Genomic DNA, 25,118 nt, shown 5'->3' with positions numbered 1-25,118 from the left:
GTTGGAAAATCTTGGTAAACCTGTGGTGCTGACGGGCTCACAACTGCCCATCGGTGAGATCAGAACTGATGCTAAAGAGAACTTTATTACCGCCCTTGAAATTGCCGCAACAAAAAAACAGGGCAAGGCGATGGTGCCTGAAGTGTGTATTTACTTTGATTACCAGTTGTTTCGTGGTAACCGCTCCATTAAATATAACGCTGAGAATTTTGAAGCCTTCCGCACACCCAATTATCATAAACTCGCTGCAGCGGGTGTTCATCTTACTTTTTTTAAAAACTACATTAACCAGGTGCCTGCAGGGCCATTGAAAGTTCATGCCAACTTAAATGCGAATATTGGTGTATTAAAGATGTATCCCGGAATCAGCAAGTGGGCGGTAGAGGCGGTTACACGTTCTTCAGTCGATGCCATTATTCTCGAAACTTTTGGTGCCGGAAATACCACCACAGAAGCCTGGTTTATAGATGCATTGCAGGAAGCTATTAATGCTGGTAAAATACTTGTCGACATTTCTCAATGCCAGGTTGGCTCGGTAGAACTCGGTAAATATGAAACCAGTAAAATGCTCCAGCAAATGGGTGTGGTAAGTGGCTATGACATGACATTCGAAGCTGCAGTAACTAAACTTATGTACGTAATGGGACTGGGTTTAAGCGTAAATGAAACTTCAAAATTGATGTCACAATCCCTCCGTGGCGAACTCAGTGCCTAGTTTTACGCGATAATAGCGTAGTTTTGTGTTTTTAAATTTATTGTTGATGAAAATAGAACAAATCTATACCGGCTGTCTGGCTGAAGCCGCCTATTATATAGAAAGTAATGGTGAAGCCGCCATTATTGATCCACTTAGAGAGGTGGATGCCTACCTGAATAAAGCAACACGCAACAACGCCACGATAAAGTATATATTTGAAACGCATTTTCATGCTGATTTCGTATCAGGACATATTGACCTGGCCAGGAAATCGGGTGCCAAGATTGTTTATGGTCCTACGGCCGATACCTCCTTTGAATCGGTGGTGGCTGCTGACGGAGAAGTGTTCAAAATAGGAGATATTACCCTCACTGTATTGCATACCCCGGGTCACACGCCCGAATCGACTTCTTACTTATTGAAAGATGCCTCTGGCAAACCTTATTGTGTGTTCACGGGCGACACCCTGTTTATCGGTGATGTAGGTCGCCCGGATTTAGCGCAGCAAGGCGAGCTGACCATGGAAGACATGGCTGCCACATTATATGATTCACTTCATCATAAAATATTAAACCTGCCTGATGAGGTGCTGATTTATCCGGCTCACGGTGCAGGTTCTGCCTGTGGTAAACATATGAGCAAGGAAACCTTTGATACTTTAGGCCACCAGAAAGAGGTGAATTATGCCTTGAAAGCAAGTACCAAAGATCAGTTTGTTAAAGAAGTAACGGAAGGTATTTTACCGCCGCCACAATATTTTGCTAAAAATGCCGCCTTAAACAGACTCGGTTATGAAAATGTAGACAAGGTGTATGAAAAAGGCCTTAATCCTTTAGATCCGGAGGCTTTTGAGCTTTTAGCTAATCGTACGGACGCCTTATTGCTCGATACAAGGGATCCGGAAGTGTTTGGACAGGCATTTATTCCATCGGCCGTTAATATTGGCTTAAATGGCCAGTTTGCGCCATGGGTGGGTTCCTTAATTACTGATCTGGAGCAACCTTTGTTGCTCATTGTGGAACCAGGTAAGGAGCAGGAAGCCCTGACACGCCTGTCGAGGGTAGGTTACGACAATACCATTGGTTACCTGGAAGGTGGCATGGATGCCTGGATTGCTGCAGGAAAAGATGTAGAAAGCATCGAATCGATATCGGCTGAGGCCTTTGTAAACTTAAACGATGCCGGGGAAGCTGTAAATATTCTTGATGTGCGTAAGCCGGGTGAATTTGAAGGAGGGTACCTGGAAAATGCGGCTTTATTGCCTTTAGATTATATTAACGACTGGACGCCGGAAATTAGGCCTACTGAAAAGTATTATATCCATTGCGCCGGAGGTTACCGTTCTATGATTGCCGCTTCTATTCTGAAAGCGCGTGGGATAGACCAGGTCGTTAACGTGGCGGGCGGCTATGCGGCCATTAAGTTGCAGAAAGCCGAGCTTTAATAGGGTGCTATTATTGCACCTTATTAAAGGAAATTAAATTATGTTTGTGAATAACTTTGTAACCTGAATGCCGGGAATAAATCAGATTAAACTACCCATAGCTGCGGATATTTCGGTTTTCGAAGCGAAATTCAAAGCATCCATGCACAGCGATGCCCCCTTGCTCGATCGCATTACACATTATATTGTAAAGCGAAAAGGCAAGCAGATTCGCCCCATGTTTGTTTTTTTTGCGGCTAAACTTTGTGGTGGTATCCTCGAATCTACCCATCGCGGTGCTGCCCTTGTCGAATTGCTGCATACTGCCACCCTGGTGCATGATGATGTGGTAGACAATGCCTACGAGCGTCGTGGCTTTTTCTCTATCAATGCCTTATGGAAAAATAAAGTTGCCGTATTGGTTGGCGATTACCTGCTGGCCAAAGGCTTGTTGCTTTCTGTGAATAACCAGGAGTTTAAATTGCTGAAGATTGTATCGGAAGCAGTGAAACAGATGAGTGAGGGCGAATTACTGCAGATTGAAAAGGTTCGCCGGATGGACATCAGTGAGGGTTTGTACTTCGATGTGATCCGTCAGAAAACAGCTTCCTTAATTGCTTCCTGTTGTGCCTGTGGTGCTGCATCGGCCGGGGCCAGTGATGAAGTTATTGAAAAAATGCGCCTCTTTGGTGAAAAAGTTGGTATTGCATTTCAGATCAAAGATGATACATTTGATTTTGGAACCGACAATGTGGGTAAACCCATAGGTATCGATATCAAAGAAAAGAAAGTGACCTTACCTTTAATCTATGCCCTGAACCGTGCGGATAAGGCGGAGAAGAAGCGGATGATTAACCTGGTTAAAAATCATAAAGATGATCCTTTGAAAATAAAGGAAATCATTAATTTCGTGAATGAGATGGATGGGGTTCGTTATGCCCATGACAAGATGCTAGAATACCAGGAAGAAGCTTTTGCTATTTTGCAAACCTTTGATCCTGGCGATGCACGTACTGGACTGGAACAATTGGTGCGATATACTACTGAGAGAAAAAAATAAATAGAAGATACATATGAAGGCACTAATTGGTCTGTCGTTATTACTTAGCTGCAGCTTATCCCTTACTGCGCAAGACAATTTTAACAAAGAATTTTCTGCGATTAACCGCGATGTACAATCCCATTCTGCGGCCTATTCCAATTTAAAAGCAGCATCAACAGAAATTGGACACCGTTTAACCGGTTCGGAAAACGGTGCTAAAGCGGAGACCTATGCTTATAACCTGTTAAAATCATACGGCTATGAAGTAAGTTACCAGCCTTTTGAAGTAGAAAGCTGGAGCCGTTTAACCAATAGCACTAAAATTGGCCCTTCGGCCAGCAACCTGGAGGAAGTCGCATCCGTAGCGCTTGCACATTCACCTGTTCAAGCACAGGTAACCGCCGAAGTGGGGGACCTGGGCAATGGCCTGGCCGACGATTACCTTAAGGATCAGGGAAAGGTGAAAGGTAAAATTGCATTGGTATACCTGGGCGTGTTGCCTGGATCACCGGCAGGTACACCACGTTTGCACCGTTCAGAAAAAGCCGCTTTGGCGATAGAAAATGGTGCAGTTGGGGTAATTATCATCAATACCGTAAAAAATAATGTGCTCTTAACCGGTACAGCCTCCGTAACTGGTAAATTAATTTCAGTTCCTGCTGTTTGTGTAGGTTTGGAAGACGGCACTAAGATTAAGGAATCCCTTAAAACTACACCTGCTTACGCAAGCCTGACTATGACTAACTTTTCGGGTTTAATTAAAGCCCGTAATGTGGTGGCCACCCTTAAAGGTAAAAAGATGCCACAGGAAAAAATTGTAGTGGGTGGACACCTGGACAGCTGGGACCTGGCAACCGGAGCCATAGACAATGGCATCGGCTCTTTTGCCGTTATCGATCAGGCAAGGGCATTTAAGAAGCTAAAGTTAAATAATGACCGTACCATTGAGTTTGTTTTATTTATGGGCGAGGAGCAAGGCTTATTGGGCTCTAAGGCCTATGTGGCTGCTGCTGATGCTGCCGGCAAGCTGGATGAGGTAAAATACATGTTGAATTACGACATGACCAACGACCCTAAAGGTTTTACCACCAGTCGTGCAGAAATGAAAGATCTGTTCACAACTTGGGGTGCTTCGATTAACAAACTAGATACCGGTTTTAAAAATTTATTTCATGCTGCAGCAGGTTTGCACAGCGATCACCAGCCGTTTCTGATGCACGGAATTCCTGTAGGTGGGGGTTATGGCGGAAAACTTCCAAATAACGCAGGTGCATTTTATCATTCCAATGGCGACTCATTTTCGCTGGTTGATGAGCAAGGATTGAAAAATACGGTAAGGTACAGTACCATGCTGACCTATGCATTAGCTAATACAGCAACACTGCCTGTAAAAAGACAATCTGACGCTGAACTGCAAAAATTCTTAATTGATAGCGGCCTTGAACTTCCTTTAAAGATTGCAGGTGAATGGAGATGGAAAGAGGAGCCTGATGCAAAACATTAACATTAAACAACTCGCAAAAGCCCTGAATTTATCGACATCAACGGTATCCAGGGCTTTTCGCGATAACAGTGATATTAATAAGGAAACCAAGGAACGCATTTTAGCGGCGGCCAAGGCATTTCATTACATGCCAAACCATTATGCCAGTAACCTGCGAGAACAGCGTAGCAAAACCATTGCGGTTATTGTTCCCGAACTGGCTAATAACTTCTTTTCACTGGCCATACATGGCATCGAGAGGATTGCACGTGAAAAAGGTTACCACATCCTCATTTATGCAACTGGTGATGACTTTGAGAAGGAAGTGTCCTTTATCCAGCATTTACATAACGGCAGGGCCGATGGCATCATCATGTCGGTATCAGGAGAGGCCAACGACCATACCTATCTTAATGAACTGGCACAAAAACGCCTGCCACTGGTCTTCTTTGACCGGGTATACGAAGATATCAACACCCCAAGGGTCATTACCAACGATTACCAAAGCAGTTTCTCCGCTACACAGCACCTGATTAAACAGGGTTGTAAACGCATCGCCTACCTGGTAATTAATAAAAACCTTTCTATTGGACACACCCGGATGCAGGGCTACCTTGATGCACTCCAGAAACATAAGATTCTTTTTGACGACCAGCTTGTGGTAGACTGCAGTAACAGTTACCAGGAAAATAATATCATCCTGAAAAAGATGCTGAAACAGCTGAAACCTGACGGCGTATTTACATCGGTAGAACGTTTAGCTTTTGCCACTTATTACGCTTGTTACGACCTGAATATTTCCATTCCTAATGAGGTAAAGGTTATTGGATTTTCCAGTCTGGAGATCGCTCCTTTACTCAATCCTTCTTTAACTACCATTACCCAGCCGGCCACCAGTATCGGCATTGAAGCCGCCTCACTTTTGTTCAAAATGCTCGAAAATCCAGGTGCGGTAAACAGCAACCAAATGGTGGTTTTAGACTCTAAATTGGTAAAGCGAAAATCAACTGAAAAGCAAGCTTAAATTTCGTTAAAACAACCAATTTTTTCAGGGCTAAAAAGCGCCCTTTTTTAACAAAAACTTTCAAGGTTTTAGGCAAAACGCGCAGAATTCCGCTGTCTTCGTGACTGGTGGACTGAAAAAAATTGCTAAAATTTCGGGAACGTTCCCGGTAACGTTCCCGAAAATAGTATAAAAAAAGACTTAGTGTATTTTTCACACCGTTTTTTTGAAAATAGCTTTATAATATATTGACGATCAATAGGAACGATTGGGAATAGTGCATTTTAAAAAACCTTAATCATACAATAATTTAGCTATTTTTTTGATTTACGGAATATAAAATATGGCTATTGAAATTATATTAATATTAAATTTTGAATTATAGTTTACTGGTGTAAATTTAGACTTAGTGTAAAACACTAGGAAAGTTTATCAAATATTTATCCACAAACACGAGTTCAAATATGAAAGTATTTTACCTTCTTAAGCCTTGTTTACTGTTACTAATGGTCTTGTCGACTTTTGTAGCAAAGGCACAAACCAGCTCCCTCGCCGGAACTATTTTCGATGAGACTGGAACTTCTCTTCCAGGGGCATCAATCCAGATTAAAGCATTGAATAGAAGTACAACCACAGATGTAAATGGAGTCTACCGTTTAACAGGTTTGCCTGCAGGTTCACATGTGGTAACTGTAAGTTACGTAGGTTACAGTCCGACAGAAGAAACCGTTAAAATTTCAGGTCAGACACAATTAGACTTTACGGTAAAGCCAGATGCGCAAAACCTGAATGAAGTTGTGGTTATTGGTTATGGTACGGTTCAGAAAAAGAATTTAACAGGATCGGTAAGTACCGTTTCATCTAAAGATTTTCAGACAGGTAACATCACTACACCAGAGCAATTAATTTCTGGAAAAGTAGCCGGTGTTCAAATTACGCCTAATAGTGGACAACCAGGTGCAGGAAGTGTGATCCGTATCCGTGGTGGTGCATCCTTAAATGCAAGTAACGATCCATTGATCGTAGTGGATGGAATTCCATTAAGTGGTTCGGAAATTAGAGGCGCTGCGAATCCTCTGACGTTGATCAATCCAAATGACATTGAAACGTTCACCGTATTAAAGGATGCCAATGCAACTGCTATTTATGGTTCACGTGCTTCAAACGGTGTGATCTTAATTACCACTAAAAAAGGTAGATCAGGTGCACCGGATATTAACTTCAGCACTGTAGCTTCTTTCGGAACAATCGCTAAACAAGTAGATATGTTATCTGCAGCGCAAATCCGCGAGTATGTAGCGGCTAACGACAGGGCTTATGATGATGATCCTACCCATACATTCTCTTCGCTATTAGGTGATGCAAATACCAACTGGCAGGATGAGATTTTCCGTAATACTTTTACTACTGATAATAACTTAAGTATCGCAGGTTCCTTTAAAGATGTGCCTTACCGCGTATCTTTCGGCTACCTTGATCAGCAAGGTTCTTTAATTACCGACCGTTTAAAACGTGCTTCAGGTGGATTCCGTATCTCTCCAAGTTTGTTTGATAACCATTTGAAAATTGACTTAAACCTGAAAGGTACCTTGAGTAACTCTCGTTTCGCAAATACAGGTGCAGTAGGTGCAGCATTACAGTTTGACCCTACACAACCGGTACATGCGCAAAACAATTTTGGAAACTACTACGAATGGATTGCTGGTGATGTGCCAAATCCAAACGCACCTAGAAACCCGGTTGGTTTAGTAAGGTTACAAAATAACAATGCTAAAGCCGATCGTTCATTCGGTAATGCACAGTTAGATTATTCATTCCACTTCTTACCAGAATTACATGCAAATGTTAACGTTGGTTACGATATCTCTAAAGGACAGGGTTGGACAAGAACTCCGGCTTATGCAGCACAAAGTGCCGCTACGAAAGGGTCAATGACTCAATTCCTGGATAATCAAACCAACACTTTTGTAGAAGCTTACTTAAGCTATGCAAAAGACTTAACTGGTATCAACAGTAACATTAACGCCACTGCGGGTTATGGTTATTATGATAATAAAGATAAAAGATACAATTTTGATCAGCGTAATGCCGCCGGCGACGTACTTATAACGCCTAAATTCCCATTCGGTATTGAGCAAAACAAATTGCTTTCTTACTATGGTCGTTTAAACTATACGTTAGCCGATAAGTATATTGTTTCAGCAACAATGAGAGCGGATGCTTCTTCAAAGTTCTCTGAAGAAAACCGTTGGGGTTATTTCCCATCTGCAGGTTTCACCTGGAGAGCAATCAATGAAGATTTCCTGAAAGACAGTAAAGTGTTCTCTGACTTAAAAGTTCGTTTGAGCTACGGTTCTACAGGAAACAAGGATGGTATCGGAAATTACGACTACCTGTCTAAATATTACTTAAACTCAAACACTGGTCAATACCAGGTTGGTGATACTTTTTACGATTACTATTCTCCAGCAGCTTACGATCCTGATTTGAAATGGGAAACTACGCAAACTTACAATGCAGGTATCGACTACGGTTTCTTTAACGGTCGCCTTTACGGTAGCGTAGATGTGTACTACAAAAAAACCAAAGATTTGTTAAGTACAATTGACATTCCGGTAGGAACTAACTTTAGCAACAGGTTAACCACTAACGTGGGTAACATGGAAAATAAAGGTATTGAAGCCAGCTTAAACTTCAGCGCTATTAAAAGCGAAAACCTAAACTGGGATTTTGGTTTCAACGCGGCTTACAACAAAAGAATGGTGACTAACCTGACCCTTAACCCTGATGAAAACTTCAAAATTGACGCAGGTACAATTACAGGCGGTACAGGAATCAACGTTAAATACAATACCCCTAACCAGATTCCGGGAACTTTCTTCGTGTACAAACAAGTATATAATGAAGCAGGTGTGCCTTTGGAAGGTGTATATGCCGACTTAAACAATGACGGTGTAATTAACACAAGCGATCAGTATTACTACAAATCTCCAGAGCCTCAGTTCCTGTTTGGTTTCACAACCTCACTAAACTACAAAAGATGGACGGCGAGCACTGTTTTAAGAGCAAGTTTAGGTAATTACGTATACGATAACATTTCATCTAACCTGGGTGTAAGATCAAATATTTTAAGCCCTAGTGCTTTGGTTAATAATGCAAACCCAGACGTGTTATTTACCAACTTTAGGACCAACCAATACCTGAGCGATTACTATATCAAAAATGCTTCTTTCTTAAAGATGGACAATATTAGTCTTGGATTTAATGCAGGCAACATTTCAAGAAATGGTACCGCTAACCTTAGGATCTCTGCTAACGTACAAAACGTTTTCGTGATCACTAACTATAATGGTATCGATCCTGAAGTTTCAAACGGTATAGATTACAGTATGTACCCTAGACCTAGAACGTTCTCTTTAGGCTTAAACCTTGGGTTTTAATTTTTTAAAAAAGAAGAAGAATGAAAAAATTACATAAAATATTAACCTTATCCCTGGTTTTATTGGTGTCAGTTGTTTCTTGTAAAAAGGATGACCTGAACTTAACACCAGTTAACGATAAAACAGCTACCGATGTATACAATACGCCGGCAGGTTATAAACAATCATTAACTAAAATATACGCTAGTTTCGGTTTAACCGGAGCAGGTGGTTCTGGTGCAAGTGACCTTGGTGGTTTAGATCCAGGTTTCTCTGATTTCCTGAGGTTATTCTGGACAGCACAGGAATTACCTACAGACGAAGCGATTTGTTCATGGGGCGACGTAGGCCTGCCAGAAATAAATACTTCATTGTGGTCTACAGACAACATCTTCCTGAGAGGTTTATACTCAAGAAGTATGTACCAGATTACCGTAGCTAATGAATTCTTAAGAGAGAGCACCCCAGAAAAACTGGCCGAACGTAACATCACAGGTGCTGATGCCGCAGAGATTCAAAAATACAGAGCAGAAGCCCGTTTCTTACGTGCATTCCAATACTGGGTATTGATGGATAACTTTGGTAACCCACCTTTCGTAACTGAAGCTGACCTGATTGGTAAGGTTTCTCCGAAACAAATTAGCCGTGCAGACTTGTTCAAATATGTTGAGTCAGAATTGTTGGCTATTGAGTCAGAAATTCCGGCAGCACGTTCAAACGAATATGGTCGTGCAGATCAGGGTGCAACCTGGGCTTTATTAGCCAGACTTTACCTGAATGCTGAAGTTTATACGGGTACAGCTAAATACACCGAAGCCATCACTTACTCTTCAAAAGTAATTGATGCAGGTTATTCTTTAACCAAAGACTATAAAAACCTGTTTAGAACAGACAGCAAAGAAACCAGTAGCAACGAAATTATTATGACCATCAACTATGATGGTTTTAAAAGCGAAAACTTTGGGGGTACTACTTACCTGATCAACGCTGCGGTTAATGCAGAGATGAATCCAAGCTCATTCGGTATTCCTAACGGTGGCTGGGGTGGTAACAGAAGTAGAAGTAACCTGCCATTATTGTTTACTGACTACAGTGGTGCTACTGATAAACGCGCCATGTTCTTCGGTACAAAAGTGGCGAACGATGATGTTGCTGTTTTCTCTGACGGGTTAAGAATTACCAAGTTCAGAAACACCACTTCTAAAGATGTTCCAACCCCTTCAAATGGTGGTACTTATGCTTCTTTAGATTTTCCATTGTTCAGGTTAGCGGAGCAATATTTAATCTACGGTGAAGCAGTTGCCCGTGGTGGTAGTGGTGGTAGCCAGGCTACAGCCCTAACTTATTTTAATAAACTGCGTGAACGTGCGTATGGTAATGCAACTGGAAACGTTGCGGTATTAAATGTGAACATGTTCATTGATGAGCGTGCTCGTGAATTGTACTGGGAAGGTTTCAGACGTACAGACTTAGTACGTTACAAAAGATTCACAGAATCATCTTACGTATGGCCTTTCAAAGGTGGCGTTAAAGCGGGAACGGGTGTTGCTCAAACGAGAAACATTTACCCAATTCCTACGGCAGATTTAATTGCCAACACCAACTTAGTACAAAATCCAGGTTATTAATTAAACATTTGAAATAGTTATGAAATCATTCATCATAAAAACTGTAGCCCTGGGTTTAATGACCATGGGACTATGGTCCTGTAAGAAGGACGAAACTAAACTGATCGCTACAAGCGGTAACGGGGGCACTTTTAGTGCTTCTGTAACCACCGTGGCCTTAGATAAATCCATGCTGGATAAAGAAGTGATCACCGTAAACTGGACTAACGCCGATTTCGGTTACCAGGCTGCCATCAGCAACACTTTACAAGTAGCTGTTAAAGGTGATAACTTTACCACCGTTAAAGAATTTTTGTTAGAGACTAATGCATTGACAAAAACCTTCAATGGTTTAGAACTGAATAACCTGTTACTTGCCCTAAACCTGCCATTTACCGCAGGCACGGATGTTGAAATGCGTATAAAATCGTCCATTTCCAATGCTGTTACACCGGTATACAGTAACGTGGTAAGCTTAAATGCAAAACCTTTCCCGTTAACCGCATGGGTATACGTACCGGGCGCTTACCAGGGTTGGGCACCAGAAAGGGCAGATAGCCTGGTTTCGGAAACTGGAAACGGCGTTTACACGGGTATCATCGGTTTCACCCCAGGTAACCTGGCTTTCAAAATTACTACCGCTAAAAACTGGGATAATGCTTACGGTACCGGCGGTGCAGGTAAAATCAGCACCACGGGTGGCGATATTATGGCTCCTGCTGCAGGTGCTTTTGAAATCGTTGCTGACCTTAATGTAAATACCATCACTTTCACACCCGTAGTTTTCGGGATCATTGGTGATGCTACAGCAAAAGGATGGGATGGCGATACCGAGATGACCTATGTCAAAGGGCAGTGGACCATCACTACTCCCTTAAATGCCGGTGAATTAAAATTCAGAAAAAACGGTGCTTGGGATGTAAACTACGGAGGTAGTGGCGGCAATGCGGATCTGGGCGGTGCAAATATTAAGGTGCCAGCTGCTGGTACTTATACCATCACCTTAAATACCAAAACGTTGAAATATACCCTCGTTAAAATCTAATCTCTTTTCAATATACCCTGCAGGAATAAGTTTTCTTGCAGGGTTTTTTAATGTAAAGTGCTCTCTCAACCAGTCAAACTAAATTGTAAGTAATGAGAAAATTAATCTTCATCCTATTTATCCTGTTAGCCAACCAAACGGTTAATGCTCAAAAGTTAGACCGTATAGAACCCATGTTTTGGTGGGTAGGTATGCATAACCCCCAGCTGCAGCTATTGGTACATGGTGAGAACATTGCCGCTACAGAAGCACAACTTAACTACCCGGGTGTTACCTTAGTGAAAGTTCACAAGGTGGAGAACCCTAATTACCTTTTCCTGGACCTGACCATCTCCAATGATGCAAAAGCCGGAAAATTCCCTATTGTGTTTACACAAAACGGTAAAAAGAAATTACAGTACGTATACGAACTGAAAAACAGAGATCAATCGGCCTCCCGCATACAGGGTGTAACCAGCAAAGACCTGATCTACCTGTTAATGCCAGACCGTTTTGCTAACGGCGACCCTAAAAACGATGTGGTTAAAGGCATGCAGGAAACCAAATTAAACCGCGATTCCATGTATTACCGCCATGGTGGTGATATACAAGGCGTAATTAACCACCTTGATTACCTCAAGGATTTAGGTGTTACTGCCATCTGGATGACTCCCGAGATAGAGAATGACATGCCATTGGCTTCTTACCATGGTTATGCTGCTACCGACCATTATAAAATTGATGCCCGGTATGGTACCAATGAATTGTTCAAAAGTTATGTAGAACAGGTTCATGCCAAAGGCATGAAAGTGGTAAAAGATGTTGTTCATAACCACATCGGTACTGGACATTACCTGTATACTGATATGCCCATGAAAGACTGGTTAAACCAATGGCCAGCTTATACACAAACCAGCTACCGCGATCAGCCGGTGATGGATATTCATGGTTCCCTTGCCGACAAAAAAAGAATGCTAGATGGTTGGTTCGTGCCTACCATGCCCGATTTAAATCAACGCAATCCTTTTGTACAGAACTACCTTACCCAAAACCATATCTGGTGGGTGGAGTACTCAGGTATCGATGGTTTAAGGTTAGACACTTATCCTTACAGCGATCCGGTTTACCTTGCCGACTGGGCAGAGAAAATGCGCGCTGAGTTCCCAACACTGGGTATCTTCGGAGAAACCTTAGTAAACTCAGTAGCCAGCCAGGCTTTCTTTACCGGAGGCAACACAGTTAATGGTGGTTTTGACACCAAGTTACCCGGTATTACCGATGCCGTTTTAAAAGATGCCATATATGAAGCCCTTAACGGCAAATCTGGTTGGACGGACGGCATTTACCGTTTATATGCTACCCTTGCACAGGATTTCCTTTACCAGGATGCCACAAGAAACGTCATCTTCCTGGATAACCACGATATGAGCCGTTTTTATTCTATGGTAAATGAAGACATCCAGAAATATAAAGCAGGTATGACTTTATTGTTAACCATGAGAGGCATTCCGCAGGTATACTACGGTACAGAAATTTTGATGAAAAACTTCTCCAACCCTGATGGTTTGGTTCGCTCTGACTTCCCGGGTGGCTGGAAAGGCGATGCGACCAATAAATTCAAGGCTGAAGGTCGTACCGCAGCAGAAAATGATGCATTTAATCACTTCCGTACACTGGCTAACTTCCGTAAAAACAATGATGCCTTGCAAACAGGTAAGCTGATGCAATATGTACCACAAGATGGCATTTATGTGTACTTTAGGTATAACGATTCCAACACCGTTATGGTCATCATTAATACAGAAGATAAAGAACTATCTTTAGATACCTCCAGGTTTGATGAGCGTATGGCTACGGCTACTACAGCTACCAATGTCATCACTGGAGAAACCATTAATCAAATTAAAACCATTACCGTTCCAGCAAAAGGATCAATGGTTTTAGCTTTAAAATAATATGCAAGAACCGACAACAAATTCAAATTTAGCCTGCATTTTCGATCTTGATGGCGTGCTGGTTGACACAGCCGTCTATCATTACAAGGCCTGGAAACAACTGGCCAACGATATGGGGTTTGATTTCACCGAAGCACAGAATGAACACCTGAAAGGGGTGAACCGCATGCGTTCCCTCGACATGATCCTTAATTGGGGTGGGGTAGAGAAAACAGCGGAGGAGAAAGAAGTACTGGCGACCAGTAAAAACACACAATATGTAAGTATGATCAACAAGATGACTGCTGCAGAAGTGTTACCAGGTACCATCAATTTATTAACCGCTTTACAACAAGCCGGAATTAAAATAGCCCTGGGTTCAGCCAGTAAAAATGCCGGTGTTATTTTGGAGCGTACTCAGCTTACCCATTTCTTTGACGCCATTGTTGATGGTAACCTTGTTTCGGCTTCCAAGCCAGATCCAGAGGTTTTTGTTAAAGGTGCCGCCATGGTTGGCGTGTCACCTGCACAAAGCGTGGTCTTTGAAGATGCACAGGCTGGTGTAGATGCTGCACTTGCCGCAAACATGAAAGTGGTTGGCGTAGGCCAGCCAGAGAATTTAAAAGGTGCTCACGTTTACGTAAAAGACCTTTCAGAAATTACCGTAGAAGAAATAAAAGCCCTGGTTAAGGGATAAAGAGATAGAGATGAAGAACTACATACAAGCAGAAGAGTGGAATATTATAGAAGAGGGTTTTGATCCTCATCTTAATAAGATATCTGAAAGTATATTTAGTATAGGTAATGGCCGCATGGGCCAGCGGGCAAATTTTGAAGAACAATACCAGGGCGAAACCCTACAGGGAAATTATGTAGCCGGTGTTTATTACCCTGATAAAACCCGCGTAGGCTGGTGGAAAAATGGTTACCCTGATTATTTTGCGAAAGTATTGAATGCTGCAAACTGGATTGGCTTACACCTGAGTATTGATGGTGAAGTGATCGACCTGAGCCAGGCTAAGGTTTCTGCATTCCAGCGTCAGCTTAACATGAAAGAGGGATACCTGCAACGTTCTTTCACAGCAGAACTGGCAAGTGGTAAACAAATAGCCGTTATTGCCAAGCGTTTTTGCAGCCTTGCTGATGATGAAGTGGCAGCGTTACAATACCAGTTAACTGCACTTAACTTTGACGGACAGCTTTCGGTTACTTCTTTTACTGATGGCGACGTAAAAAACCAGGACTCCAATTACGAAGAGAAGTTTTGGGATGAGGTGGGCCGCAAGGAAGACGGAGATACCACTTACCTGACTTTGAGAACCAAGAAAACGGAGTTCGAAGTATGCACGGCTACCAGGTCAAGCTTATTGGTTAATGGGCAGGCTATTGATTTTGCACCAGCAAATGAAAATAAGGATAAATTTGTAAGTGTTACCGCCACTGTAAACCTAAAACAAGGTGAACAAGCCACCATTTATAAAATTGCAACGAATATTTCTTCCATGAACTATGCTAAAAACGAACTGCAGGAAGTAAGCAGCCAGGTTTTAGCACGTGCATCGAAACTGGGTTTCGACCAGCTGCTTGCCGATCAGGCTGCGGCATGGGCATCGAAATGGGAAGAAAGTGATATCCTGATTGAAGGTGATGTGGCTGCACAACAGGCCATCCGTTTCAACATCTTCCAGATGAACCAAACTTATACCGGTAAAGATGCACGTTTAAACATCGGCCCGAAGGGGTTTACCGGTGAAAAATACGGAGGTTCTACCTACTGGGATACCGAAGCTTATTGCATTCCTTTCTACCTGGCTACTGCACCAGCAGAAGTAGCTAAAAACTTATTGATCTACCGCTACAAGCACCTGCAAAAAGCTATTGAAAATGCCCAGAAATTAGGCTTTAACAATGGTGCAGCACTTTATCCAATGGTAACGATGAATGGTGAAGAATGCCATAACGAATGGGAAATTACCTTCGAGGAGATCCACCGTAACGGAGCCATCGCTTTTGCCATTTATAACTACATCCGTTACACTGGTGATGTGAGTTACCTGCAGGAATATGGTCTGGAAGTATTGATCGGCATTGCGCGTTTCTGGAAACAACGGGTAAACTGGAGCGGCGATAAAAACAAGTTCGTGATGCTGGGAGTAACCGGCCCGAATGAGTATGAAAATAACATCAACAACAACTGGTACACCAATACCCTTGCGGCCTGGTGTTTAAACTATGCCGTGGAAGCAGCAGCAATTGTTGAAAAAAATGCACCTGAATTATACAGCCAGATCGTGGCCAAGACTAATCTGCAGGAAGCTGCAGAGTTTGGCGACTGGAAAAATGTGGCCGATAACATGTACTATCCTTACGATGAAAAAGCCGACGTGTTTTTACAACAGGACGGTTTCCTGGATAAAGAGCAAATGCTGGTTGCTGATTTACCGGAATCCGATCGCCCTTTAAACCAGAAATGGAGCTGGGACAGGATCCTTCGTTCAGTATTCATCAAACAAGCGGATGTATTGCAAGGCTTTTATTTCTTTGAAGACAATTACGACCTGGAAACCCTGCGCCGTAATTTTAACTTCTATGAAGCCCGTACGGTTCATGAAAGCTCTTTATCGCCATGTGTGCACAGCATCCTGGCATCCCGGTTAAATGATGGCGAGAAAGCTTACGAATTCTACCTGCGTACCGCACGTTTAGACCTTGATGATTATAACAATGATACGGAAGACGGCTTGCACATTACCTCAATGGCAGGAACATGGATGAGCATTGTTGAAGGTTTCGCGGGTATGCGCGTTCGTAATGACCAGTTAAAATTTAGTCCTTTTGTGCCTGCACAATGGAAATCGTTCTCCTTTAACATCACTTTCAGGGGTACTACACTAAAAATTAAAATCACGGCCAACGAGATCAGCATTACCAATGATGCGCCGGAAACCCTAACTGTTCAGGTGCTGGATCAATCTTACGAGATCCCACAAGGACAAAAAACAATTACTTACTAAACATGTACATCAACAAATTTCTTAAGTTCATGGTGGTTTTTATGTTGCTGGCAGGCCTTGCCCCAGCAACATACGCGCAAAAAAAGCGTAAAAAGCCACGCCCAACACTTATTAATATGGATGCGAATAAATTAATGATTTACCAGTTATTGCCTCGTCTGTTTGGTAACAAAGAAACCAACAATGTGGTTTACGGTACCATTGAACAAAATGGCAGTGGTAAGTTTAACGACATCAATGATAAGGCGCTCGATGGCATCCGCGAAATGGGTACCACCCACGTGTGGTACACTGGTGTCATTGCCCATGCCAGCCTTACCGATTACAGTGCCTACGGGATTAAACCCGATGATGCTGATGTGGTAAAAGGCCGTGCAGGGTCACCTTATGCCATTCGCGATTACTATGATGTAGATCCTGACCTGGCGGTTGACGTGAAAAACAGGATGGCTGAGTTCGAAGCACTGGTGAAACGTACCCACAAAAAAGGCATGAAAGTGATTATCGACTTCGTGCCTAACCATGTTGCCCGCAGTTACCACTCAGTAACCCGCCCAAAGGGTGTGGTTGATTTCGGTGAGCACGACGACCGCAGTAAAGCCTTTTCGCCAACAAACGATTATTATTACGTGCCTGGTCAAAAGCTGGTTCCGCCTGTTAATCCAGATACCGCGCATAATTTGTTATCGGCTATGCAGGATCACAAATTTGAGGAATATCCAGCTAAAGCTACTGGAAACGATGTGTTTTCGGCTACGCCCAGCATCAACGACTGGTACGAAACCATTAAGTTAAACTATGGTGTGGATTACGCTGATGGCCATAAGAAATATTTTGACCCTATGCCACCCGTGTGGCTTAAAACAAGAGATATTCTGTTGTATTGGGCCCAAAAAGGTGTAGACGGTTTCCGTTGCGATATGGCAGAGATGGTTCCTGTAGAATTCTGGAACTGGGTAATCCCTGAAATCAAAAAAGCATACCCGGATATGGTGTTTATTGGTGAGGCTTATAATCCTAATGCCTATGAAACCTATTTTAACGAAGGTAAATTCGATTACCTGTACGATAAAGTTGGTTTATATGATGGACTAAAAAAGCTGATCAGAAATGAACACGATGCCGATGTTCATGAAATCAGAAAAGCATGGCAGGTAGAAAAACAGTCTTTTAACCATAAAATGCTGCGTTTCCTTGAAAACCACGATGAAGAGCGTATTGCCTCAGCTGGTTTTGCTGGTCAGGCACAACTGGCCATGCCAGCCATGGTAGTTTCAGCTACTTTATCCGGTGGTCCGGTAATGCTTTATTTCGGTCAGGAAGTGGGCGAACCTGCCAAAGGCCGTGAAGGCTTTGGTGGCGACGATAATCGCAGTACCATTTTCGACTATTGGGGAATTCCTGAACATCAGAAATGGATGAACAACGGCGCCTTTGATGGCGGACAGTTAAGTGATGAGCAAAAGGCATTGCGTGAGCAATACAAGAAAATCATGCACATCGCAGGAAATTCAGAAGCGGTAAAGTCAGGTGACATTATGGAAGTGGCGCTTAACGGCGAAACCAACAACCGCATGTATGCTTATGTTCGGTACACCGCCAACGAGCGTTTATTGATTGTGGTAAACTTTAACCGCGAACTTCATGTGAACAGCGAGGTACACATCCCGGAACAAGTATTAGGGGCTAAACCCATCCAGAAAGCACAGGACTTATTGAATAATGTTGCCATGGAGCACACGGCAACCAGCATTAAAGTTAACTTAGGCACTGTAGGTGCTCAAATTATAGCATTTTAATTTATCCCCGTATGGAACAAGTAAAGGAAAAAGTTTTATTAACTAAGCCAAGGTTAAGCACTGCGCAGATCTTTAACCTGAGTGTCGGTTTTTTCGGTATTCAGTTCGGCTTTGCCCTTCAAAATGGTAATGCTTCCAGGATTCTGCAAACCTTTGGTTCAGATGTAGAACACCTTTCTCTTTTTTGGCTGGCAGCTCCCTTAACCGGTATGATTGTGCAGCCCATTATTGGTTATTACAGTGATAAAACCTGGAACCGTTTTGGGCGTAGAAGGCCTTTTTTCCTGGTTGGTGCTATCCTTACCGCCATTGCACTGATGATTATGCCCAATGCAGGCAGCATGGCCGCCTATATGCCACCCATTATTATTGGTGCGGGGATGTTAATGATTATGGATGCCTCGATCAACGTAGCCATGGAGCCTTTCCGTGCGCTGGTGGCCGATAAACTTCCCGAAAGTCAGCGAAGCTTTGGTTTCTCCATGCAAACCTTTTTAATTGGTGCTGGTGCCATTGCTGGTTCGTGGTTACCCTATGTGTTCTCAGAATACCTGGGTGCTTCAAAAGTGGCTCCGGCAGGGCAGGTACCCGATAATGTGGTGTATTCCTTTTACGCGGGTGCGGCTATCCTGATCATCACAATTCTGTGGACGGTAGTCACCACCAAAGAATATCCGCCAGAAGAAATGGAACTTTACCATAACGAGCCTGTAGAGGTAGACAAAGGTTTGATGTCTATCTTTAAGGATTTTTCTAATATGCCAGTAGCGATGAAGCAACTGGGTGTGGTGCAGTTTTTCTCCTGGTTTGCCTTGTTCTCCATGTGGGTATTTACTACCCCAGCCGTTGCACAGCATGTATACAAAGTATTGCCTGGTGATACTTCTTCTGTGGCTTTTGCCGATGCCGGAAACTGGGTGAGCTTTTTGTTTGGTATCTATAACGGTATCTCCGCAATCTATGCCTTAATGTTGCCTTCTATTGCCAGGGCAACCAGCAAGAAAATTGCACATGCTTTTTCATTGGTGGCCGGTGGTATCGGTTTATTATCGATCTACTTCATTACCGATCCCGACTATTTAATCTTCTCCATGATTGGAATAGGTTTAGCCTGGGGAAGTATTTTGTCCATGCCTTACGCCATTTTGTCGAGCTCTATCCCGGCCAGGAAAATGGGTGTTTACATGGGGATTTTCAACTTTTTCATCACCATGCCGCAAATTATTAATGGTTTCTTAGGCGGTATGATTGTGAAGGAATTTTACAGCGGACAGGCCATTTATGCAATTGTGATGGCAGGGGTGTTCATGATCCTTGGCGCCATATCGGTATTGTATATCCGCGATAACAAAGCCAGTTAACCTATGCGCTTCATCCTTTTCAGCGGTGCCGTTCAGGGGCTATTTATGATTCTGCTGCTCCGTTCGAAAACCAGAAATCAGCAGGCAGACTACTGGCTTATGGCCTGGCTGTTGCTGGTCAGTATGCAACTCTTATTCTATTTTGATAACCTCTATCCAGATCCCCTTTCCAAGGGGATTTTTGGGATAATTGCTTTTTCTATTCCGCTGTTATCTGCTCCTGTACTCTTTCAATACGTATGCAGTATTTCATTTAATACAAGATTAAACGCCAAACGTATTGTCGTGTACCTTGTACCCTGGTTGGTGTATATCATATTGACCATAGGGATGAAGATGCGGTATCCTTCCGATATCGTAACTAACGCTGGTTATCCCCACTTTGGAGCCCAAATCCCCGATATGGTTATTTACCTGTTTACCATTCCAATGGCCGTAATTCCAGGTATCTATGCTGTCATGGGTTATGTTGTACTGCTTCGGTATCAGAAAAGCCTGCCCGAGTGTTACTCTTATACCGAGAAAATAAACCTTAACTGGCTAAAATGGTTGGTGTTGTCTATTCTCCTGCTTTTTATACTATTGTTTATTTTTATCCGATTTGGCAGGCAGATACACTTAGTCTCTTCAGAAAATTTATTCATGTACGTTGGTACTTCACTTTCCCTATACGTTTTTCTTATAGGTTACCTGGGTTTGCAACAGAGCACTTTGATGCAGCCTTCTACAACAGAAATGACCGTTGATAATATCACTAAAGATTTGCCCTATAAAAAATCTGGTCTTGATGATTCTTCTGTAGGTCAGTTATACCAGCTCCTGCTTGATCATATGGAGCAACATAAACCCTTCCTCAATGACGATCTCAGTCTTTCCATGCTCGCTTCCCAAATATCATTAAACCCGAACCAGCTTTCGCAGGTGATTAACCAGAAATCTGGAAACAACTTTTTTGTATTCGTCAATACCTACAGGGTTGAAGAGGTTAAAAAAAGACTCTTGGATTCTGCCTTCTCTCATCTCTCTATTTTAGGTATAGCCTACGATTGCGGTTTTCGTTCCAAGTCGGCTTTCAACCGGATCTTTAAAGCGCAGGTGGGGTTAAGCCCCTTGGAATATCAGCGGGAAAATAATCATAAATAGCGTCCCATCGGGTAAGATGAGACGAAAGGCACGCTACAGTAATGTTCTTTTGTCTTAAAAACAATATGGATTTTATTTCCCTGCTCCATAAAAGCAACTTAATTCTACACATCTCAGCCGGATGCTCCGCACTTTTGATCGGCATAGGTATACTGTTAATAAAAAAGGGTGGCAGGGTTCACCGGAGGTCCGGACGGATATTTCTTTTCCTGTTATTTTTTGTCATTCTAACTGGGCTCCTTGGCGTTTTTGTATTTAAGCGCAATGGCTTTTTACTTGTCATTACCACACTCAGTGGTTATATGGGCTTCTCCGGATTCCGGGTAATCCGCAACCGATCAAATCTTCCAAAAACAATAGATATCACCATCGCCCTGCTTGCATTAGCGGCGGTAGCCTTTTTTTTATGGTATTTCCATTCCCTAGGGATGATGTGGTCTCCGGTAATTATTTACAGCACGATTGGATATCTTATTTTGGCAGTTTGTTATGACCTGGGCAGATACTGGATTAGTGAAAAGACCTATCAAAAGCTCTGGCTCCACGAACATATTGCCAAATTGGTAAGCGCGTTTAGTGGGTTATTGTCTGCATTTACCGGTACGGTTCTTCCGCAATACCAGCCATACAGCCAGTTTCTCCCATCTGTATTGGGAAGCCTTATTGCAATAAATTTTATGGTTGCACTTTGGAGGAAACAGAGCCCAGTGTAAACCGTTCAGTTTCGGATAACCAATCCGAAACTGAACGGTTGAGTATGGGTTTATTGTCCTAAACGTTTCTGCTCGTCGTCAAGTCCTGTTTTACGGTTTCTTTCAGACTTCACTGTCGATTTCCCAAAACGGTAGGTGAAAGTGAGGCGTACTTGTCTGCTTGTTCCCCATTGTTTTAAGTCATATTCGTTACCTTCCAGCGTGCTGGTGATTCTTGGTTTTTGCGAATGGAATACATCACTTACACCTAACTTCAGGTTACCCGCTTTGTTAGGGAAGTTATACCTAAGGCCCGCATCACTGGTAAAAAAGGTATTCAGGTTATAGGCGCCATCAATCTGCGGCGTGCTGTAAAAGGCACTTGCGTCTGCGCTGAATAGAGGCGAAAGGGTAAAGTTATGTTGCATGTAAATGTTTCCAGTAAACTGACTCGAGTTTAAGTCAAAACCATTTAAGTTTGGCGCTTTTAACGTTTTGTGATAAGCCAGAATATTGGTGTTCACATTCCACCATTTGGTGAAGGTGATTGGAAAGTTTAACGTTAAGGAGAATACATCGTCAGTGGCCAGGTTTAAAGTGGTCTGGTACATGGAATTCAACTCGGCGTTCTGCAATAATATCTGAGTGATGATATCCGAAGTATGGCTATAAGCTAATGCGATGCTGTATTTCTGTTTAAACAGATAAGTCGCTTCAAAGTTATTCGCAAACTCCGGTCTTAAATTAGGGTTACCCTGGTTATAGGTATACTGATCGAGGTAAAAGATAAAAGGATTCAGGTTCTGATAGTTGGGGCGGTTAATTTTGCGTGAATAAGAGAAGTTCAGGATGTTATTGTCGTTGAAGTTGCGACTGGCAAACACAGACGGGAACAGGTTGGTATATTTGCGGTCAACTTCTTCATTCATGGTCACGGAATTGCCTACAGAATGTGTGTTTTCTGCCCTTAAGCCTGCCTGTAGCGAAAACTTACCCAGTGTTGCGCTTAACGTAGTGTAGGCGGCGCCAACATCTTCACTGTATTTGAAGCGGTTGCTGCGGTTGGCATCAATCAGCCAGCCATTGGCAACCTGGTTCTCAAAAATAAAGTTGTTGTCGCTTTCTACCGAGGCAAACTTAACCCCGGCCTCCAATTTTAAAGCTTTAGAGAGTGGCAATACATAATCTGCCTTGATGGCCTTAATGTTAATGTTTGAAGGGGCAAAGTTGCGGTAAATCTGGCCATTTTTGAAGAAGCTGCCATCTGGCAGGAAGAAACGGTTCTGGTAAAATGCGTCGCTTTCTCCATCATAGCTGGAATAATCGGCATCAATGGTAAATTCCTGTCCTGCCGTGTCCAATACTCCTTTGTAATTGATGTTGTAAGAATAGTTCTTGCGGTCTCTGCCAGCGTTACTAGGTGTTTTTAGCACCGAATCTGCACGCTCAAAGCTGCTTCCAATATTGGTTACGCTGTAACCATTTTGTCTCCAGTCGCCAACATTACCTTTAAACAATACACCCAGCGTGTGATTTTTAGACAAGAAAAAATCAGTGCCAATCTTGAAGTTCTGCGACTTGTTTTTTGAGTTTTCGCTGTTTCTTTGGCTAAAGTACAGGCGGTCGGCTGCTCCCGGTGTAACGCGGTCAATTTCCAGGTGTTGTTGGTATTCACTCGTGTAATAGCCATAGGAGCCGAATACGTTAACCGCTTTTTTGCGTAAATTGAGGTTGATGGAATTATTGCTGGAAGGTCGTTTATTGTAACCTCCACCCAAAGCAACACTGCCATTAAAACCATCAGCCTTGCTTTTCTTTGTTTTAATGTTAATCACCCCACCGGTAGCATTTGCTTCAAAGCGGGCACCAGGGTTGTTCATGATTTCAATACTTTCAATTTCACTGCTCTGCATAGATTTCAGCAGGTTCACTACTTCTTCCTGGCTTAAATAAGTTTGTTTGCCATCCAGGGTAACCAAAACATTGCTTTTTCCCGAAAGGGATATATTTTCATTATGATCAACCACTACACCCGGTGCTTTTCTCAGCACTTCCAATGCGTTTAAACCTGCAGTAGAAGGGGTGGCATCGATGTTAAATACCAGCTTATCGGCACGGCGTTCTAAAACAGGTTTTGTGGAGGTCACCACCACCTCTTTCAGGTTCTTGCTCGTTTCTGCCAGGGTAATCACCGGTACCGTGTAGCTTTTCTCGCCATTTAAAGAGATGACCTTACTGCTGATTTTGTTATAACCAATAGAAGTGGCTACAATATAGTAATTGCCGGTTTTTGCATGGATCAGGTACTTGCCGTCTCCATCGGTGATGGCGGTAGATACCAGTGAAGAATCTTTAGCAGCATACAGCAGTACAGTGGCCGATGGCAGCGTTTGTTTCTCGTCTCTAACAAGTCCGTTTAATTCTACTGACTCCTGCGCAAAAAGGGAACTGGGAACGAGATAAATAATAACTAAAAATAGGGTTGTGTATAAAGTTTTCATGTAAGGATCTTTGTGTTAAGACGGCAGATTGTTGCCGATAGTTACAGGAAAATATGTTAAAATTGGTGAAATGGGGGGTGGGGAGCGGTGAGTTCCCGTTTTGCTCCGGTGAGTAGGGCTAATTATCTCCCCCGGTGAAGATCACATCTTTAGTAAAACTGCGTTGACAAATTCAGGAAATTTTGCCTATTTTTACCGCCCACTTATGGAACAGATAAAAACATCATTTGATTTTGAAAAGCCTATTGCTGAATTAGTCCAGCAAATTGAAAAGGTTAAACAGGTTGCTGATAAAACCAAAGTAGATATGTCTGCTACCTTAACGGAATTGGAGCAAAGGCTGGTGGAGACCAGAAATCACGTTTATGCTAACCTTACTGGCTGGCAGGAAGTGCAATTGTCGCGCCATGCAGAAAGACCACAAACGTTGGACTATATCAATATGATCTGCGATGATTTTATTGAGCTTCATGGCGATAGAACCGTTAAAGACGATAAAGCCATCATTGGCGGTTTCGCCACCATCAATGGCCAAACAGTAATGATTATCGGTCACCAGAAAGGTAAAAACACAAAAGAACGCCAGTTTCGTAACTTCGGAATGGCTAACCCTGAAGGGTATAGGAAAGCACTTCGTTTAATGAAGCTTGCCGAAAAATTTAATAAACCAGTTATTTCTTTTATCGACACCATGGGTGCCTACCCTGGTCTGGAAGCTGAAGAACGCGGACAAGGAGAAGCCATTGCCAGAAACTTGCTGGAAATGTCGGTGCTGCGTGTGCCTATCTTATGTTTCGTAGTTGGTGAAGGTGCTTCAGGTGGTGCCGAGGAAGATTTCCCCGTCCTGGAGGATTCCGAAGACGCTCCTGTCTCCGATGACGAAGAATAATTCGTTTATTTCCCCTGCCGGACTGTAACAGTCCGGCAGTTTTTTTGTGTAAGTCGGAGGCCAAGCGGTCTTAGGAAGACAATAGAG

16 protein-coding genes and 1 pseudogene are annotated in these 25,118 nt (G+C 42.8%); 16 read left to right on the top strand and 1 reads right to left on the bottom strand.

Annotation, left to right across the window (positions count from 1 at the left end):
- The 15 genes from ACR2F3_RS03580 to ACR2F3_RS03510 form a co-directional block, all read left to right on the top strand.
- A partial coding sequence (locus ACR2F3_RS03580; protein ID WP_432708607.1) for an asparaginase occupies window positions 1-715 on the top strand: 715 nt, incomplete at its 5' end.
- 46 nt (window positions 716-761) lie between these two features.
- Window positions 762-2,141 carry an MBL fold metallo-hydrolase gene (locus ACR2F3_RS03575; protein ID WP_432708606.1) on the top strand — a complete coding sequence of 460 codons (1,380 nt, stop codon included), beginning with the start codon at window positions 762-764 and terminating at the stop codon, window positions 2,139-2,141.
- A 67-nt stretch (window positions 2,142-2,208) separates the two neighbouring features.
- Window positions 2,209-3,180 (top strand): polyprenyl synthetase family protein, encoded by a 972-nt coding sequence (locus ACR2F3_RS03570; protein ID WP_432708605.1) that lies wholly within the window; start codon window positions 2,209-2,211, stop codon window positions 3,178-3,180.
- A 13-nt stretch (window positions 3,181-3,193) separates the two neighbouring features.
- Window positions 3,194-4,666 (top strand): M28 family peptidase, encoded by a 1,473-nt coding sequence (locus tag ACR2F3_RS03565; RefSeq protein WP_432708604.1) that lies wholly within the window; start codon window positions 3,194-3,196, stop codon window positions 4,664-4,666.
- A complete protein-coding gene (locus tag ACR2F3_RS03560) occupies window positions 4,653-5,669 on the top strand; it encodes a LacI family DNA-binding transcriptional regulator (RefSeq protein ID WP_432708603.1) in 1,017 nt (338 codons plus the stop codon). Before ACR2F3_RS03565 ends, ACR2F3_RS03560 begins: the two co-directional genes overlap by 14 nt.
- Before the next feature lie 485 nt (window positions 5,670-6,154).
- Window positions 6,155-9,088: a SusC/RagA family TonB-linked outer membrane protein gene (locus ACR2F3_RS03555; RefSeq protein ID WP_432708602.1), complete on the top strand. Its 2,934-nt coding sequence runs from the start codon at window positions 6,155-6,157 to the stop codon at window positions 9,086-9,088.
- A gap of 20 nt (window positions 9,089-9,108) precedes the next feature.
- Window positions 9,109-10,695 carry a RagB/SusD family nutrient uptake outer membrane protein gene (locus tag ACR2F3_RS03550; protein WP_432708601.1) on the top strand — a complete coding sequence of 529 codons (1,587 nt, stop codon included), beginning with the start codon at window positions 9,109-9,111 and terminating at the stop codon, window positions 10,693-10,695.
- A 19-nt stretch (window positions 10,696-10,714) separates the two neighbouring features.
- Window positions 10,715-11,719: a SusE domain-containing protein gene (locus tag ACR2F3_RS03545; RefSeq protein ID WP_432708600.1), complete on the top strand. Its 1,005-nt coding sequence runs from the start codon at window positions 10,715-10,717 to the stop codon at window positions 11,717-11,719.
- Window positions 11,720-11,811: 92 nt separating this feature from the next.
- On the top strand, window positions 11,812-13,653 hold the full coding sequence (locus ACR2F3_RS03540) for a glycoside hydrolase family 13 protein (protein ID WP_432708599.1): 1,842 nt from the start codon (window positions 11,812-11,814) through the stop codon (window positions 13,651-13,653).
- Window position 13,654: 1 nt separating this feature from the next.
- On the top strand, window positions 13,655-14,329 hold the full coding sequence (gene pgmB, locus ACR2F3_RS03535) for a beta-phosphoglucomutase (RefSeq protein ID WP_432708598.1): 675 nt from the start codon (window positions 13,655-13,657) through the stop codon (window positions 14,327-14,329).
- Window positions 14,330-14,339: 10 nt separating this feature from the next.
- Window positions 14,340-16,646 carry a glycoside hydrolase family 65 protein gene (locus tag ACR2F3_RS03530; protein ID WP_432708597.1) on the top strand — a complete coding sequence of 769 codons (2,307 nt, stop codon included), beginning with the start codon at window positions 14,340-14,342 and terminating at the stop codon, window positions 16,644-16,646.
- A 2-nt stretch (window positions 16,647-16,648) separates the two neighbouring features.
- Complete coding sequence (locus ACR2F3_RS03525) at window positions 16,649-18,445, top strand: alpha-amylase family protein (RefSeq protein WP_432708596.1); 1,797 nt, start codon at window positions 16,649-16,651, stop codon at window positions 18,443-18,445.
- Window positions 18,446-18,456: 11 nt separating this feature from the next.
- The gene (locus ACR2F3_RS03520; RefSeq protein ID WP_432708595.1) at window positions 18,457-19,806 is read left to right on the top strand and encodes an MFS transporter; all 1,350 of its coding nucleotides are present in this window, start codon (window positions 18,457-18,459) and stop codon (window positions 19,804-19,806) included.
- Between the two features lie 3 nt (window positions 19,807-19,809).
- On the top strand, window positions 19,810-20,949 hold the full coding sequence (locus tag ACR2F3_RS03515) for a helix-turn-helix domain-containing protein (RefSeq protein ID WP_432708594.1): 1,140 nt from the start codon (window positions 19,810-19,812) through the stop codon (window positions 20,947-20,949).
- 65 nt (window positions 20,950-21,014) lie between these two features.
- Window positions 21,015-21,662, top strand: coding sequence for a hypothetical protein (locus tag ACR2F3_RS03510; RefSeq protein WP_432708593.1), 648 nt, complete (start codon window positions 21,015-21,017; stop codon window positions 21,660-21,662).
- A 50-nt stretch (window positions 21,663-21,712) separates the two neighbouring features.
- Here the strand turns inward: ACR2F3_RS03510 and ACR2F3_RS03505 are convergent, their stop codons facing one another.
- Window positions 21,713-24,142 carry a TonB-dependent receptor domain-containing protein gene (locus tag ACR2F3_RS03505; RefSeq protein WP_432708592.1) on the bottom strand — a complete coding sequence of 810 codons (2,430 nt, stop codon included), beginning with the start codon at window positions 24,140-24,142 and terminating at the stop codon, window positions 21,713-21,715.
- Between the two features lie 205 nt (window positions 24,143-24,347).
- Between ACR2F3_RS03505 and ACR2F3_RS03500 the strand changes: the two are divergent.
- A pseudogene (locus tag ACR2F3_RS03500) lies at window positions 24,348-24,968 on the top strand (carboxyl transferase domain-containing protein); the annotation flags it as partial.
- Window positions 24,969-25,118 lie beyond the last annotated feature (150 nt).

Source organism: Pedobacter sp. (genome assembly GCF_045627485.1).
Lineage (GTDB): Bacteria > Bacteroidota > Bacteroidia > Sphingobacteriales > Sphingobacteriaceae > Pedobacter.
This window is presented reverse-complemented; position numbering and strand designations above follow the sequence as displayed.